The organism is Streptomyces sp. NPDC042336, from assembly GCF_055581985.1.
On the sequence record NZ_JBVJEA010000016.1, the window covers coordinates 87,408 to 100,530 of the forward strand.

Below are 13,123 nucleotides of genomic sequence, written 5' to 3' on the forward strand. Positions count from 1 at the left end.
TCGCTGTCCACCGGCACCGCGAAACGAGGGGGACGAAGAATGGCGCGCAGCGCACCCGTTCAGGTACGAGTCACAAAAGCGGCCCTTCCGGCGCACGACCCGGTCGATCTCTACGAGGAACTGCTGCGCACGCGTTCCGCGGACGACGTCTTTCTCCTGGAGAACGCCTCGGGGCCGGGGCAGGCGCCCGACCGGGCCTACCTCGGCTGTGGGCGGCTGCTGGAGGTGCGGGTCCTGGCGGACTCGGGGGCCGCGATGGTCGTGCGGGTGACCGGGGAGCCGGTACTCGTCGACGCGCTGCTGGGCCTGGCGGACGGTGGCGGGCTGACCCGTTGTGCCGGCCCCGCGGAGGCGGAGACCGGCGGCGGGGCGGTCGCGCTCCGGGCCGGGCACCCGGACCTGTTGTGGGCGTTCCTGGACGCCGTGCGCCGCGAGGTGTTCGTCGTGGACGGCGACGTGCCGGCGGACGAGTTCGCGTTCGGGTTCCTGACCTGCCTCGCGTACGAGTCGACCTGGCACATGGACCGGCTCGGCCCCCGCACCAAGGCTCCGCGCGGCCCGGACATCACGCTCGCGCTGTTCCGGCACACGGTGTGCTACGACCGCGAGGCCGGCCGGGTCCGGGAGCTGCGGGCCGAGAGCGACGTGTTCGACGCCGGACCCGGCCCCGGGTTCGCGCGGCTCGCGGCACGCCTGACCGGGCGGCCCCCGGCCCCCGTACCGCCGGCGCCCGAGCCCCGTTCGGTGCGCGACAGCCTGGACCGCGAGACGTTCCTGGAGTGGGCGGGGCGCTGCCTGGAGCACATCCGGGTCGGCGACATCTACCAGATCCAGATCGGTCACCGCATCGACGTCCGCAGCGAGTTGACGCCCGTGGACGTCTACCGGCGGCTGCGGTCGCGCAATCCCTCGCCGTACATGTACCTGGCTCCGCGTGGCGACACGGTGCTGATCGGGGCGAGCCCCGAGCTGTTCTTCCGGATCGAGCGGGGCCGGATCACGATGCGCCCGATCGCGGGAACCGCCCGGCGCGGCGCGGACGACGAGGACAACCGGCTGCGGATCAAGGAGATGCGGGAGAGCACGAAGGAACGGGCCGAGCACGTCATGCTGGTGGACCTGTGCCGCAACGACATCGGCCGGGTGTGCCGGCCGGGCACCCTGCCGGTCGACCAACTGATGGAGGTGGAGGCGTACTCGCACGTCTTCCACCTGGTCTCCACTGTCTCGGGCCGCCTGGCCGACGGCGTCACCGTGTGGGACGCGGTGCGTGCCACGTTCCCCGCCGGCACGATGACCGGTGCGCCGAAGCTGCGGGCCATGCAGATCGTCGACGGGCTGGAGCGCGAGCCGCGGGGCGCCTACGCGGGAGCCCTGGGGCTGGTGGACGTGCGGGGGTGGAGCGAACTGGCGCTGTGCATTCGCACGGTCGAGTACGACGGCGAAACGTACTCCACGCAGAGTTCCGCCGGTCTGGTGGCCCAGTCAGAGCCCGAGGCGGAGTGGCAGGAGACGCTGGCCAAGATGGGGGCGGCCCACTGGGCGCTCACCGGGGAGGAACTGCTGCCGTGAAGGTGCTGCTCATCGACGCGTACGACAGCTTCGTGCATGTCATCGACCAATATCTGCGCACGCTGGGGGCGAACACCGAGGTGGTGCGCTCGGGCACCCGGGCTCCGGACGAACTGGCGGCCATGGAACCCGACGCTGTGGTGCTCGGCCCGGGTCCCGGCCATCCCGCCGACTCCGGTCACGTGGAGCTGGTCCACCGCTTCGCGGGGAGCGTGCCCGTGCTCGGCGTCTGTCTGGGGCATCAGGCGATAGCCCTGGCGTACGGCGGGCGGATCGAGGTCGCCCAGCAGGTGATGCACGGCCGTACCAGCGTCGTCCGCCACGACGGGGCGGGTCTGTTCGCGGGACTCGGCAACACGCTGGAGGCCACCCGCTACCACTCCCTGGTGGCCGCGGAGCCGTTGCCGGAGCCCCTGGTGACCACCGCGGTCGCCGTCGACCACGGATACGTCATGGGGCTGCGGCACCGGTCGCTGCCGGTGGCCGGGGTGCAGTTCCATCCGGAGAGCATCATGACCACGGGCGGGCTGCGTCTGTTCGAGAACTTCCTCACCGCTGCCCGCGAGCCGGTCCCGGTGGACTGATCCCGGCGCCGATCTCGCGGATCGCCTCGTCGATCCCGGACCGGGGCAGATGGGCGTGGCCGACGACGAGCGCGGGGCTGCCCCGGCGGGGCACGGCGCCGAACGCGGCGCCCCCGCGCACCAGGACTCCGCGCCGAAGCGCGCCGGCGATCAGGGCCGCCTCGTCGGTGTGGTCCGGCAGCCGGACGGTCGCGTGCAGGCCGGCGGCCGGTCCGGGCACCGTCGCACCCGGCAGATGAGTGCGCACCGCCTGCTCCAGGGCGCGCCGGCGGCTCGCGCAGCGCTCGTTGAGCCGACGCAGGTACCGGTCGAACAGTCCGCTGCGCAGCAGTTCCGCCAGGGCGAGCTGGGTGAACGACTCGGTGCCCAGGTCGTGGCCGGCGCGGACGTGCAGCAGGCGGTGCAGCAGGTCCTCGGGTGCCGTGAGCCAGCCCAGCCGCAGTCCGGGGTCGAGGAGCTTGCTGGCGGTACCGGCGTAGACGACCCGCTCGGGGGCCAGGCGTTGCAGTGCCAGGGGCCGCGGGACGCGGTCGTCGTACCAGAGCCCTCCGTCGTAGTCGTCCTCCACGATCCAGCCGTCGACGGCCCGTGCCCAGCGCACGAGTGCCTCGCGCCGGGCGGCCGAGAGCACGGCTCCGGTGGGGAACTGGTGCGCCGGGGTGACGAGGACGGCCCGGGCGGAGGTCGCGGCGAGGGCGTCGACGTCGATGCCCTCGTCGTCGACCGGCACCGGGACCACGCGCAGTCCGCTGTCCCGTACGAAGCGGCGCTGCCCGGGGTGGCAGGGGTCCTCCACCGCCAGTTCGGTGATGTCCATCGCCGGGAGCGCGGCGCACAGCAGGGACAGGGCCTGGGCGAATCCGCTCACCACCAGGACGCCGGTCGGGGTGGCCGCGACCCCGCGCAGCCGGCCGAGATGGCGGGCGAGTTCGCCGCGCAGTTCCGGCTCACCTGCCAGGTAGGGGTACGTCGTGCCGCGGGGGTGCGGGGCGCTCAGGGCCCGCTGGTAGGCGGTGAGCCACTCGCGGCGGGGCAGCCCGGGGGCGTTGTGGCTGCCCGGCCGCAGGTCCCAGCGCATCGGCGGGACCGGGCCCTCGTCGAGCAGGACCGGCACCACCGCCTCGCGCGACAGGTGGCCCCGCACCCGGGTGCCCGCGCCGCGGGCGGCCTCCAGATAGCCCTCCGCGGCGAGTTGTGCGTAGGCCTCCACCACCACGCTGCGGGAGACCTTGAGGTCCGCGGCGAGCCATCGGCTGGGCGGCAGCCGGGTGCCGGGGTGGAGGGTGCCCCGCTGGATCTCCTGTTTGATGAACCGCTGTATCTGCGAGGTGAGGGATTCGCCGGAATTTCGCGAAACCGGCACCGATAAGTGCAGTGCCATTCGTCTTTCCTCTCCGGTGCGCCTGATTCCGGTTCTGTGTTTGGACCGCATCGGTCATCCGTGATTGGTCTGCCCTGCGGAGCCCGGTTTCCCGACAATGGACGGCAGCATGAATTCAGCGCCGACGAGGAGAATTCCGTGACCGCACGGCCGAGGATTCGCGAATGGGCCGCTCTGATCGACACGCTGCTGGACGGGCACGACCTCGTCTCGGACGAGACCGACTGGGCGATGGAACGGATCATGGCGGGCGAGGTGGGCCCAGCCGCGCTGGCCGGCCTCCTGGTGGCGTTGCGCGCCAAGGGTGAGACGGCCGAGGAGATCGACGGGCTGACCCGGGCGATGCTCCGGCATGCGCTGCCCCTGCCGACGACCGGCCCGTCGCTGGACATCGTGGGCACCGGCGGTGACGGTTCCCACAGCGTGAACATCTCCACCATGTCGGCGATCGTCGCGGCCGGGGCGGGCGCCCGGGTCGTCAAGCACGGGAACCGTTCGGCCTCCTCCTCCTGCGGGTCGGCGGACGTGCTGGAGGAACTGGGTGTGGTGCTCGACCTGCCGGTGCACGAGGTGGCGGAGGTCGCCGACGAGGCGGGCATCACGTTCTGCTTCGCGCCCGTCTTCCATCCGGCACTGCGGCACGCCTCCGCGCCCCGGCGGGAGTTGGGCGTGCGCACCGTGTTCAACCTCCTCGGGCCGCTGTGCAACCCGGCCGGGTCCACGGCGCAGGCCGTCGGGGTTGCCGCCGCCGACGCCCTCGCGCCGGTGGCCGGGGTGCTCGCCCGGCGCGGGGTGTCCGCCCTGGTCTTCCGCGGCGACGACGGCATGGACGAGTTGACCGTGACGACGACGTCCCGGGTGTGGACGGTCCATCGCGGCGAGACGCGGGAAGAGGTCTTCGACCCGCGCGGTCTGGGGTTCCGGCTCGCCCGCCCCGAGGAGCTGCGCGGTGGCGACCGGCGCCACAACGCCCGGGTGGCCCGCGAGGTACTCGACGGGGTGAGGGGGCCGGTCCGTGACGCGGTGCTGCTGTCCGCGGCGGCCGGCCTGGCCGCGCTGCGCCCCTCGTCGGCGCCGCTGACGGAACGGCTCGCGGAGGGCGTGGCACAGGCCGGCGAGGCCATCGACTCCGGGGCCGCGGCCGCGGTCCTCGAACGCTGGGCGGCCGTCACCGCCAAGCGTGCCGGGACGGGATGACACGCTCCGCCCCGACACGCTCCTGGACGACCACCGCACGGCGTCCAGGAGCACGACGGAACCACGACCCCGGTACGCGAACAGGCGGCCGCCGTCACCACGGAGCAGTCCAGGACCCGCCGGGACGAGCCGCCCCGGCGCCCACCGGGACGACGACCGCTCGGCGTCCGGGAGCGCGGGCGGGCTCCGGACGCCGGCTGCGTCGCACGTCCGCTCATGGGAGGGCGTCGGTGGCGGGTGTCGGTCCGGTGGGCCGCCCGGCCTCGACCAGCGCGGCCACCGCGGCGCCGGGGTCGCCGTGGGTGACCAGCGAGGAGCCGACCAGGACCGCGTCGGCGCCGAGCCGGGCGAAGCGGGCGGCGTCCTCGGGTCCGCGCACCCCCGACTCGGCGATCCGGACCACGTCGTGGGGCAGCCGGGGGGCGACCCGCGCGAACACGTCGGGGTCGATCCGCAGGGTTCGCAGATCCCGGGCGTTGACGCCGATCAACCGTGCTCCCGCGGCCACCGCCCGCTCCGCCTCCGCCTCGTCGTGCACCTCCACGAGGGCGTTGAGACCCGCCTCGCGCGCCACCGCCATCAGCTCCGTGAGCAGCGGCGCGTCGAGTGCGGCCACGATCAGCAGGACCAGGTCCGCACCGTGCGCACGGGCCTCCCACACCTGGTAGGGGTCGACCACGAAGTCCTTGCGCAGCACGGGCAGGTCCACGCCCGCGCGGACGGCGTCCAGATCGGCGAGGGACCCGGCGAACCGCCGTCGCTCGGTCAGCACGCTGACGGCCGCCGCGCCTCCGGCCGCGTAGGAGGCGGCCAGCCCCGCGGGGTCGTCGAGGGCGGCGAGCCGGCCGCGGGCGGGGCTGGCCCGCTTGACCTCGGCGATCACGCGCAGCCCGGCGGGCGACCGCAGCGCCGTCGCCGCGTCGGGCGCGGGCCCGGCCGACAGGGCCAGGTCCCGCACCGCGTCCAGGGACACGGCCCGGCGTCGCTCGGCGAGGTCGGCCCGGACGCCCTCGATGATCGAGGTGAGGACGCTCATCACTCGCCCCGCCCCGCGGGCCGCACGGACAGGGCGTGCCGGAACTCGTTCCTCGGGTCCCAGCCGGCCTTGGCCCGGCGCAGCCTGGCGTGGTTCGCGCCGAAGTACAGCTCCTGCCAGGACACCCCCGACCGGTTGCGGCGCGGGTCCTTGAGGTCGGTGTCCGCGTAGTTGACGTAGGCGCCGGCGGTGCCGCGGCCCGGTGCCGGGGCGCCTCCGGTGGCCCCGTACACGTCCTCGTACAGGTCGCGCAGGAAGCCCACGTGCCGGTCGTCCTCGGCGGCGGCCGTCCACTCGCTGACGTACATCAGCATCAGGGCGCTGTCCCGGTGGGCGAGAGCGGTCTCGTGCGGTGCGACGGCGTTGACCCGGCCGCCGTAGGGCGCGATGAGCAGGCCGCTGCCCGGGTGGTCGTAGTCCGTGCGGGTCAGGTGCCGGCGCAGGGCCTGGACCTGGGCGTCGTCGAAGGCCGTGCGGTGGTAGGCGGACTTGCCCTTGATGCGCTTGCCGCTGGGGCGGTCGGCGAAGCCGGACCACTGGGTGGCCATCAGCCAGGGCAGCCGGTGGCGTTCCACGGTCCGGGACGGCGTGGCCACGCCGCGTCCCAGCGCGGCGAGGAAGGCGTCCAGCCGGCGGTCCGGGTCCCCCCGCTCCGTGGACAGCTGGACGTTCAACGCCACCGCGCCGCCCGACCGGTGGAAGACGGCGAGGTGGCTGTAGAGGTCGGCCTCCGGGTCGCCGGGTGCGTTGTGGGCGACGTGCCAGGCGCTGTAGTTCTTCAGCAGGGCGCCGAAGGAGTCCCGGTCCAGGTCCTGCCAGGGCCACACCACGGTGGCGACCAGCAGTTCGGCGGGCGGCGCGGGCAGGACCCGCCGGGGGTCGGAGCCGGGTGCCCCCGGGCTCCGCAGCCAGTAGCGGGTGACGACGCCGAAGGTGCCGCCGCCCCCTCCGGTGTGCGCCCACCACAGGTCGTGCAGCGCGCCCCGGTCGTCCCGGGAGGCCACCACCGACCGCGCGGTGCCGTCCCGGTCGACGACCACCACCTCGACGGCGTGCAGGTGGTCCACGGTGAGTCCATGGGTGCGGTTCAGCGGGCCGTAGCCGCCACCGCTGATGTGGCCGCCGACGCCCACGGTGGGGCACGAGCCGCCCGGCAGCGCCACCCCCCACCGTTTGAACAACTGCTCGTTGACGTCCCCGAGACGGGCACCGGCTCCGACCTCGACGGCCCCGCGCCGGCTGTCGTACCCGATCGCGTTCATGGCGGACAGGTCGACCAGGGCCCGGACCTCGTCGTCGCCGACGAAGTTCTCGAAGCAGTGGCCGCCGCCGCGGACCGCGACCCGGCGGCCGGTGTCCACCGCCCGCTGGACCGCCGCCACGACCTGCCCGGTCGTCCTGGGCAGCGCGATCCAGTCCGGGGAGCCGATCCAGCGCTGGTTCACGCCCCGCGCCAGGTCCGCGTACTGGGGGCTGCCGGGGCCCACGACGATGGGCGGCCTCGCCCCGTCCCCGCTGTCGTGCGCCGCGGCCGGGCGGGCGGCCAGGCCGGTCGCCGCGGCGGTGCCGACCAGTGCGGAGGCGCCCACGAACGACCGGCGGCTGACGGTACTCATCACTGTTCTCCTCGGGTGGTGACGGACTCTGGCTTCAGGACCCGCAGGAAGACGGCGGGGTCCTCCTGCGGTCCCTCGACACGCTGGGCACCGCCGAAGTCGAACCGGGGGACGGTGGTGATGCCGAGGTCCCGGGCACGGCGCACCTCGGCGCGTACTTCCGCGACCCCCTCGTCGGACGCGAGCAGCCGGGCGGCCCGGTCGCGGTCGAGTCCGGCCCGCTCGACGCGCCGGAGCAGTTCGCCGTGATCGCCGAGGTCGGCGCTCTCCGTGAAGCAGGCGGCGAACAGGAGTTCCTCCAGGCGGCTCTGCACCGGGCGCCCGTGGCTCAGTCCGGCCCACCTCAGCAGCCGGTGGGCGTCGAGGGTGTTGACCGCGTAGCCGGTCTCGTTGCGGAAGGCGATGCCGTGCCGCGGTCCGGCGGCGGAGACCTCCTTGTTCATCCGCGCCGCACGCTCCCGGCCGTACTTACCCGCCAGCCACTCGAGCATGGGAGTGGCCTCGGCGGGCTGCTCGCCGTCGATCTGGTACGGGTGCAGGACGACGTGGACGTCACTGCGTCCGGAGGCCGACAGGGCCAGCTCGAAGGTGCGTTTGGTGATGTAGCACCAGGGGCACGAGACGTCGGACCAGATGTCGATTCTCATCGGTTGCCTCCAGCGGTGCCGGCGACGGCCAGGGACGGCCGGGTGTTGACGGTCTCCGGGTCGAAGCCGCCGATCCGGGCGAACTCGTCCGACACGGCCTGAAGTTCGCCGTCCTCGAAGACGTCCGCGGGGTCCGCGAAACCGCCCGGTGCCCGCTCGTGGGCCATGTCGATGACGACCTCGGGGCCGCGCCGGCGCGCGCTGTCCTGGATCCGGGTCAGCGCGGGCAGCCGTTCCGCCTCGTAGGCGGCCAGGGCACTCGCCGGAGTGCCGGCCAGGGCCAGTTCCCGGGCCAGTACCCGGGCGTCGACGATGGACTGCGTGGCGCCGTTCGAGCCCATCGGGTACATGGCGTGGGCGGCGTCGCCCAGCAGGGTGACCGATCCGTGGGTCCAGCGCGGCAAGGGGTCGCGGTCGACCATCGGGTAGACGTACGCCTCCTGTGCGGAGCGGACCAGCGCGGGGACGTCGAGCCAGTCGAAGGCCAGGTCGGCGAAGTGGTGCAGGAAGCTGTCCGGGGACACCGCGCGGTTCCAGTCGGCGTCCGCGAAGTCCGCTCCCGGGTCGGCGGCCCGGGCGACGGCCCAGTTCATCAGGACCGGGCCGTCCGCCGCGCCCCGGGGCGGGGACATGGGGTAGACGACGGCTCGCCGCCGGTCGTCGCCCGCGATGATCATCGTGCGCCCGTCCAGGAAGGAAGGGGCGACGGTGGTGCCGCGCCAGACCACGAGCCCGTTCCACGGCGGCGGGCCCTCGTCGGGGTAGAGGTGGGCGCGGACGGCGGAGTGGATGCCGTCCGCCCCGATCAACGCGTCGGCCGGTGTCACGGATCGCCGTCCGGAGCCGGAGTGGCGCACGCGCACCTCGACCCGTCCGTCCGCGCGCTGCGCGAACCCCTCGACCCGGGCGCCGGTGACGATGGCGCCGGGACCCAGCCGACGCCGTACGGCCGCTGCCAGCACCGCCTGGAGCCGGCCGCGGTGCACGGACAGCTGCGGCCACCGGTAGCCGGCCCCGGTCCCGCGCGGTTCGCGCCAGATCAGCTGGCCGTGCCGGTTGCGGTACTCCAGGGCGCCGGTCGGCACGGCGACCTCCAGCAGTTCGTCCAGCAGGCCGAGTTCGGCCAGTTCCCGCACCGCGTTGGGCAGGATGTTGAGGCCCACGCCCAGCGGCCGGAGGTCCGGTACGGCCTCCAGCAGGCGTACGTCGTCGATGCCCGCCTCGTGCAGCCCCAGGGCGGTGGTCAGGCCGCCGATGCCGGCGCCCGCGATCACGATCGTCACGCCGGCCTCCGCTCGGCACGCTCCGCGGACGCGCCCCGGCGCCGGGTGAGCTGGGCGGTGGCCCGGGTGAGGTCCGTGATCTGGCGCAGCAGGTCCACGCTGGCGCCGCCGCTGCCCACCGGATAGAGCCGCAGGTCGGCGTCGTAGGCCTTGCGGGCGATGCCGAGATGGCGGCCGCGGAAGACCAGGATGACGCGGAGCAGCCGGGCGATCGCCTCGGCGGCGGGGCGGAGTCCCGGCATCCTGCGCTCGGCGCCGTCCGGGTCGTCGCCGTATGCCGCGACCAGCCGTGTCACCACCGAGGGGACGCCCGTCCAGCGGTCGTACAGTTCGCGCCAGCGGGGCAGGCTGTAGGGCACCGAGTCGCGCAGGAACTCCTCGTACTCGGGTTCGCTGTGGTCGGAGGCCCACACCGCCTGGTCGATCAGCCACAGGGGGACCTGGGCGGCGGCGGGGCCGAGCAGGACGCGCCCGTCGACGGTGATCTCCTCGAAGTAGGCCCGCAGGCCCTGGGCGAAGAACTCGGGGCTGACGTTGGCCACGACCATGTCGATGGAGGAGACCATCGGCTCCACGTGCCCGGTCAGTTCGTCGGCGACGTCGGCGAACTTCGGCTCGGCGACGTCGGTGTCGCTGAGCAGCCCGGCCAGTTCCAGGGCCTCGCGCAGGTGGGGGAAGACCATCCGCACGGACTCCTGGAGGTAGGCCTCCTGGATGTCGCCGGTGTACATGCGCTGGCGCCCGCCCACAGGGTTCCAGGTCGTGTAGTGGTGCACGGTGTCCCGGGGCACCATGTCCGTGCGCCGGCCCAGTTCGTGCAGGACCGGCACCACCTCAGGGGCCAGGGGCACCGGTTCCGGGCCGTGCCGTTTGATGGAGCCGAGCACCATGCCGAGGTCGCGCATGGCCGCGACGCAGGCCTCGACGGAGTATCCGGCGACGTCGTCGAGCGTGGGCACCATGCCGCGCAGGGCCGCCGTGAGGGCGGGTACGTCGGCGTCCTCGTTGTACTGCCGCAGGTTGAAGCAGGTGGTGTCGGCGGCGAGGGGGTCAAGGTCCCGGATCACCGCCGTGCGTATGGAGTTGCCGAGATCGATGCCGAGCATGCTGGTCAAGGGTCTCTCCCTAGTTGTGGCGCGGGTGGTCATGGACATCGGGGCGTGCACCGTGCCGGGGCACGCGGGCGCGTCGGCCGACCGCCGGGGCGCTGGGCCCTGGGGGCGGGTCGACGGGCCGTGCGGGAGCACGGTGAGGAGTCACGGCGGCAGAGCGCCGCCGGTGTGGTCAGTTGCCGTGTGCGGCGGGCCCGGCGCCGTCCGACGGCCGACAGCGCGTGCGCCGGCCGGCCGACGGGGCCGGTCCGGGCCGGCCGGCCGTCGCCCGGGCTCGCGGCGTGCGGTCGCGCACCTCCGGGCCGGGGCCGAGCACGACGTGGGCGTTCACCCCGGACATGCCCTGGCCGTTGACCGCGGCGAGGGCGGGCTTGCCCGCGACGGCGGGCCAGGGCCGGGGCGAGTCCGGCAGCACCAGGGGCAGCCGGTCCCAGTCGACCCGCGGGGACCGGGTGTCCACGTGCAGTGTCGGCGGCACCTCACGGTGTTCCAGGCAGAGCACCGTCTTGACGAGCCCCGCGACGCCGGCGGCGGCCTCGCAGTGCCCGATGTTGGACTTGAGCGAGCCGACCAGGCAGGGCCGGCCGGGCGGGCGGCCCTCGGACAGCACGTCGTTGAGGGCGCCGAGTTCGACCGCGTCGATCCCGGTTCCGGTTCCGTGGGCCTCGACGTAGCCGACGTCACCCGGGACGACCCGGGCGGCGCGGTAGGCCCGGCGCATCGTCAGTGACTGGCCGGCCTCGGAGGGGTCGGTGACGTGTGGCTTGGTCGCGCCGTCGTGGCCGAGGGCGCTGCCGAGGATCACCGCGCGCACGGGATCACCGTCGGCCAGGGCCCGTTCGAGCGTCTTGAGGACGACGACGGCGACGCCGTCGGAGCGGACGAAGCCGTCCGCCGCGCTGTCGCCGAACCGGCAGTGCCCGCCGGCCGACAGTACGCCGGCCCGGTCGAAGACCTCGGTGGCGGTGGTGCCGAGCACGAGGTTCGCGCCGCCCGCGATCGCGACGGCGGACTCGCCCGCGCGCAGGCTGAGGCAGGCCAGGTGCACGGCCGCCAGCGAGGACGCCTGGGCGCAGTCCACGGTGACGCTGGGCCCGTGCAGCCCGAGGTGGAAGGAGAGCCGTCCGGCGAGCATCGACCGCTGGTGGCCGCCGGCCAGGCAGTTCAGGTCGAGCTTCGGGGCGCGGGCCTCGCGCAGCCGGTCCCAGTGGTCGGCGTGCGACTGGCCGGCGAAGACGGCGGTGGCGCTGCCGGCGAGGGAGCGCGGGTCGTGGCCGGCGTCTTCCAGGGCCTCCCAGGCGGTGTGCAACAGGAGGCGCTGCTGGGGGTCCATCGCCTCGGCCTCCACGGCCGGGACGCCGAAGAACTCCGCGTCGAACTCGTCGACGCCGTCCACGAAGCCGCCCCGCTCACCTCCCCGGGGCAGGACGGTGCCGACCGGGAAGCGGCTCGCGGGCGCCGCGCCGGTGGCGTCCCGCCCGGAGCGGAGCAGTTCCCAGAGCTGCTCCGGCCCGTGCGCGCCCGGCAGCCGGCAGCCGGTCCCGATCACGGCGACCGGAGCCGCCTCGGGTATGTGGTCCGGTCTCCCGCTGTGCAGTGACATCTCGTTCCCCCGTTGTGCGTGCTGTGCTGCGGACCGTGCCGGTCGCCGGGGTGCGGCCGCGCGGCTGCGCGGCCCTCCCCCGGTCCGGCGGCGGATCACTCGCCGGTGTGCGTCCAGTGCTCCCAGGGCTGGGCCTTGACCCACTCGATCGTCGGGGTGAGCTGGATGCCCAGGGCCTCTTCCACGGCCGCCGGGTGCGGGGCGAGCAGGTCGGGTGCCTGGCCCCCGCCGACGTGGTGGTAGATCCCGGCGACGCCGGCCGCCGCCGGGGCGCCGAGCAGGCCGGCGAGGCCCTGCTCGAACTGGTCGACCTCCAGGGGCAGGTACCGCACGTCGCGGCCCAGCGCCTGGCCGAAGACCGCCGCGAGTTCGGGTCCGGTCAGGACGTCGGCGCCGCCGACGTGCAGCACCTGACCGGCGGGCACATCGTCGTCGAGGGCGCGGGCGGCGACCTTGGCCAGGTCCTCGTGGCTCATCCAGGCCACGCGCTGCTCGGCGGGCAGCGGGTAGGCGAGGACGCCGTCGTTGACGATGGCGGGGCCGTTCCAGGGGCTGAAGAGGTTCTCCAGGTACACCGGCGGCCGAAGGGTGACCACCGGGACGCCGCCGGCCCGCAGCACCTCCTCGGCACGGCGCCGGGTCTCGAAGCCCGGGCGGTCGGTCGTCTCGTCCGGGACGGGGGTGTTCGTGTTGAAGACGATGCGGCGCACCCCGGCCTCGAGTGCGGCGTCGGCGACGTTGCGGGCGTAGTTCGTGACCGTGTCGAGGTCGTACTCCAGCGGCATCACGACGACGGCGTGCGTGGCGCCCCGGAAGGCGGCGCGCAGGGACTCCGCGCTGCTCAGATCGCCGCGGACCGGGGTGAACCCGCCCCCGTCCTGCGTGGCCCTGGCCACGTCGCGGACGAGACCCCGCACGTCGTGTCCCTGTCCGGCGAGCCAGCGGGCGACGGCCCCGCCCTGGTACCCGTTGGCGCCGGTCACGAGGACGCGCTTGAGGTGCTCTTGTGTCATGTCGTGCCTTTCGTCGTGTGGTTCGTTCGGGGGTGTGCGCACCGGTCGCGGGCGCGGCGGACCGGACCGGGCGGACGCG

Annotated in this window: 11 protein-coding genes; 3 read left to right on the top strand and 8 right to left on the bottom strand. The window is 74.3% G+C overall.

Annotation, left to right across the window (positions count from 1 at the left end; translation table 11 throughout):
- Positions 1-39: 39 nt before the first annotated feature.
- A complete protein-coding gene (locus ACZ6IM_RS29070) occupies positions 40-1,572 on the top strand; it encodes an anthranilate synthase component I family protein (RefSeq protein ID WP_052838338.1) in 1,533 nt (510 codons plus the stop codon).
- Positions 1,569-2,156, top strand: a complete 588-nt coding sequence (locus ACZ6IM_RS29075; RefSeq protein WP_052838339.1) for an anthranilate synthase component II — start codon at positions 1,569-1,571, stop codon at positions 2,154-2,156. The genes ACZ6IM_RS29070 and ACZ6IM_RS29075 overlap by 4 nt, the downstream gene beginning before the upstream one ends.
- On the opposite strand, the gene pdxR is transcribed toward ACZ6IM_RS29075, so the two are convergent.
- Complete coding sequence (pdxR, locus tag ACZ6IM_RS29080) at positions 2,122-3,537, bottom strand: MocR-like pyridoxine biosynthesis transcription factor PdxR (protein ID WP_052838340.1); 1,416 nt, start codon at positions 3,535-3,537, stop codon at positions 2,122-2,124. The genes ACZ6IM_RS29075 and pdxR overlap by 35 nt on opposite strands.
- A gap of 138 nt (positions 3,538-3,675) precedes the next feature.
- Between pdxR and trpD the strand changes: the two genes are divergently transcribed.
- Positions 3,676-4,734 (top strand): anthranilate phosphoribosyltransferase, encoded by a 1,059-nt coding sequence (trpD, locus tag ACZ6IM_RS29085; protein WP_469560426.1) that lies wholly within the window; start codon positions 3,676-3,678, stop codon positions 4,732-4,734.
- Positions 4,735-4,948: 214 nt separating this feature from the next.
- On the opposite strand, the gene trpC is transcribed toward trpD, so the two are convergent.
- The 7 genes from trpC to ACZ6IM_RS29120 all read right to left on the bottom strand — a co-directional run bounded on the left by trpC (position 4,949) and on the right by ACZ6IM_RS29120 (position 13,044).
- Positions 4,949-5,770, bottom strand: a complete 822-nt coding sequence (trpC, locus tag ACZ6IM_RS29090; RefSeq protein WP_052838341.1) for an indole-3-glycerol phosphate synthase TrpC — start codon at positions 5,768-5,770, stop codon at positions 4,949-4,951.
- Complete coding sequence (locus ACZ6IM_RS29095) at positions 5,770-7,386, bottom strand: FAD-binding oxidoreductase (RefSeq protein ID WP_469560431.1); 1,617 nt, start codon at positions 7,384-7,386, stop codon at positions 5,770-5,772. Before ACZ6IM_RS29095 ends, trpC begins: the two co-directional genes overlap by 1 nt.
- The gene (locus tag ACZ6IM_RS29100) at positions 7,386-8,033 is read right to left on the bottom strand and encodes a DsbA family oxidoreductase (protein WP_469560433.1); all 648 of its coding nucleotides are present in this window, start codon (positions 8,031-8,033) and stop codon (positions 7,386-7,388) included. Before ACZ6IM_RS29100 ends, ACZ6IM_RS29095 begins: the two co-directional genes overlap by 1 nt.
- Positions 8,030-9,316 (bottom strand): flavin-dependent oxidoreductase, encoded by a 1,287-nt coding sequence (locus tag ACZ6IM_RS29105; protein ID WP_052838344.1) that lies wholly within the window; start codon positions 9,314-9,316, stop codon positions 8,030-8,032. Before ACZ6IM_RS29105 ends, ACZ6IM_RS29100 begins: the two co-directional genes overlap by 4 nt.
- Complete coding sequence (locus ACZ6IM_RS29110) at positions 9,313-10,422, bottom strand: monodechloroaminopyrrolnitrin synthase PrnB family protein (protein ID WP_052838345.1); 1,110 nt, start codon at positions 10,420-10,422, stop codon at positions 9,313-9,315. The genes ACZ6IM_RS29105 and ACZ6IM_RS29110 overlap by 4 nt, the downstream gene beginning before the upstream one ends.
- 178 nt (positions 10,423-10,600) lie before the next feature.
- A complete protein-coding gene (locus ACZ6IM_RS29115) occupies positions 10,601-12,031 on the bottom strand; it encodes a beta-ketoacyl [acyl carrier protein] synthase domain-containing protein (protein WP_469560437.1) in 1,431 nt (476 codons plus the stop codon).
- A 95-nt stretch (positions 12,032-12,126) separates the two neighbouring features.
- Complete coding sequence (locus ACZ6IM_RS29120) at positions 12,127-13,044, bottom strand: SDR family oxidoreductase (protein WP_052838346.1); 918 nt, start codon at positions 13,042-13,044, stop codon at positions 12,127-12,129.
- Between the last annotated feature and the right edge of the window lie 79 nt (positions 13,045-13,123).

Bases quoted from the DNA above. Each gene is read 5' to 3' on its own strand.
- ACZ6IM_RS29110 (WP_052838345.1), bottom strand. From the start codon at position 10,422: ATGCTCGGCATCGATCTCGGCAACTCCATACGCACGGCGGTGATCCGG.
- ACZ6IM_RS29070 (WP_052838338.1), top strand. From the start codon at position 40: ATGGCGCGCAGCGCACCCGTTCAGGTACGAGTCACAAAAGCGGCCCTT.
- ACZ6IM_RS29100 (WP_469560433.1), bottom strand. From the start codon at position 8,033: ATGAGAATCGACATCTGGTCCGACGTCTCGTGCCCCTGGTGCTACATC.
- ACZ6IM_RS29120 (WP_052838346.1), bottom strand. From the start codon at position 13,044: ATGACACAAGAGCACCTCAAGCGCGTCCTCGTGACCGGCGCCAACGGG.
- ACZ6IM_RS29115 (WP_469560437.1), bottom strand. From the start codon at position 12,031: ATGTCACTGCACAGCGGGAGACCGGACCACATACCCGAGGCGGCTCCG.
- pdxR (WP_052838340.1), bottom strand. From the start codon at position 3,537: ATGGCACTGCACTTATCGGTGCCGGTTTCGCGAAATTCCGGCGAATCC.
- trpC (WP_052838341.1), bottom strand. From the start codon at position 5,770: ATGAGCGTCCTCACCTCGATCATCGAGGGCGTCCGGGCCGACCTCGCC.
- ACZ6IM_RS29095 (WP_469560431.1), bottom strand. From the start codon at position 7,386: ATGAGTACCGTCAGCCGCCGGTCGTTCGTGGGCGCCTCCGCACTGGTC.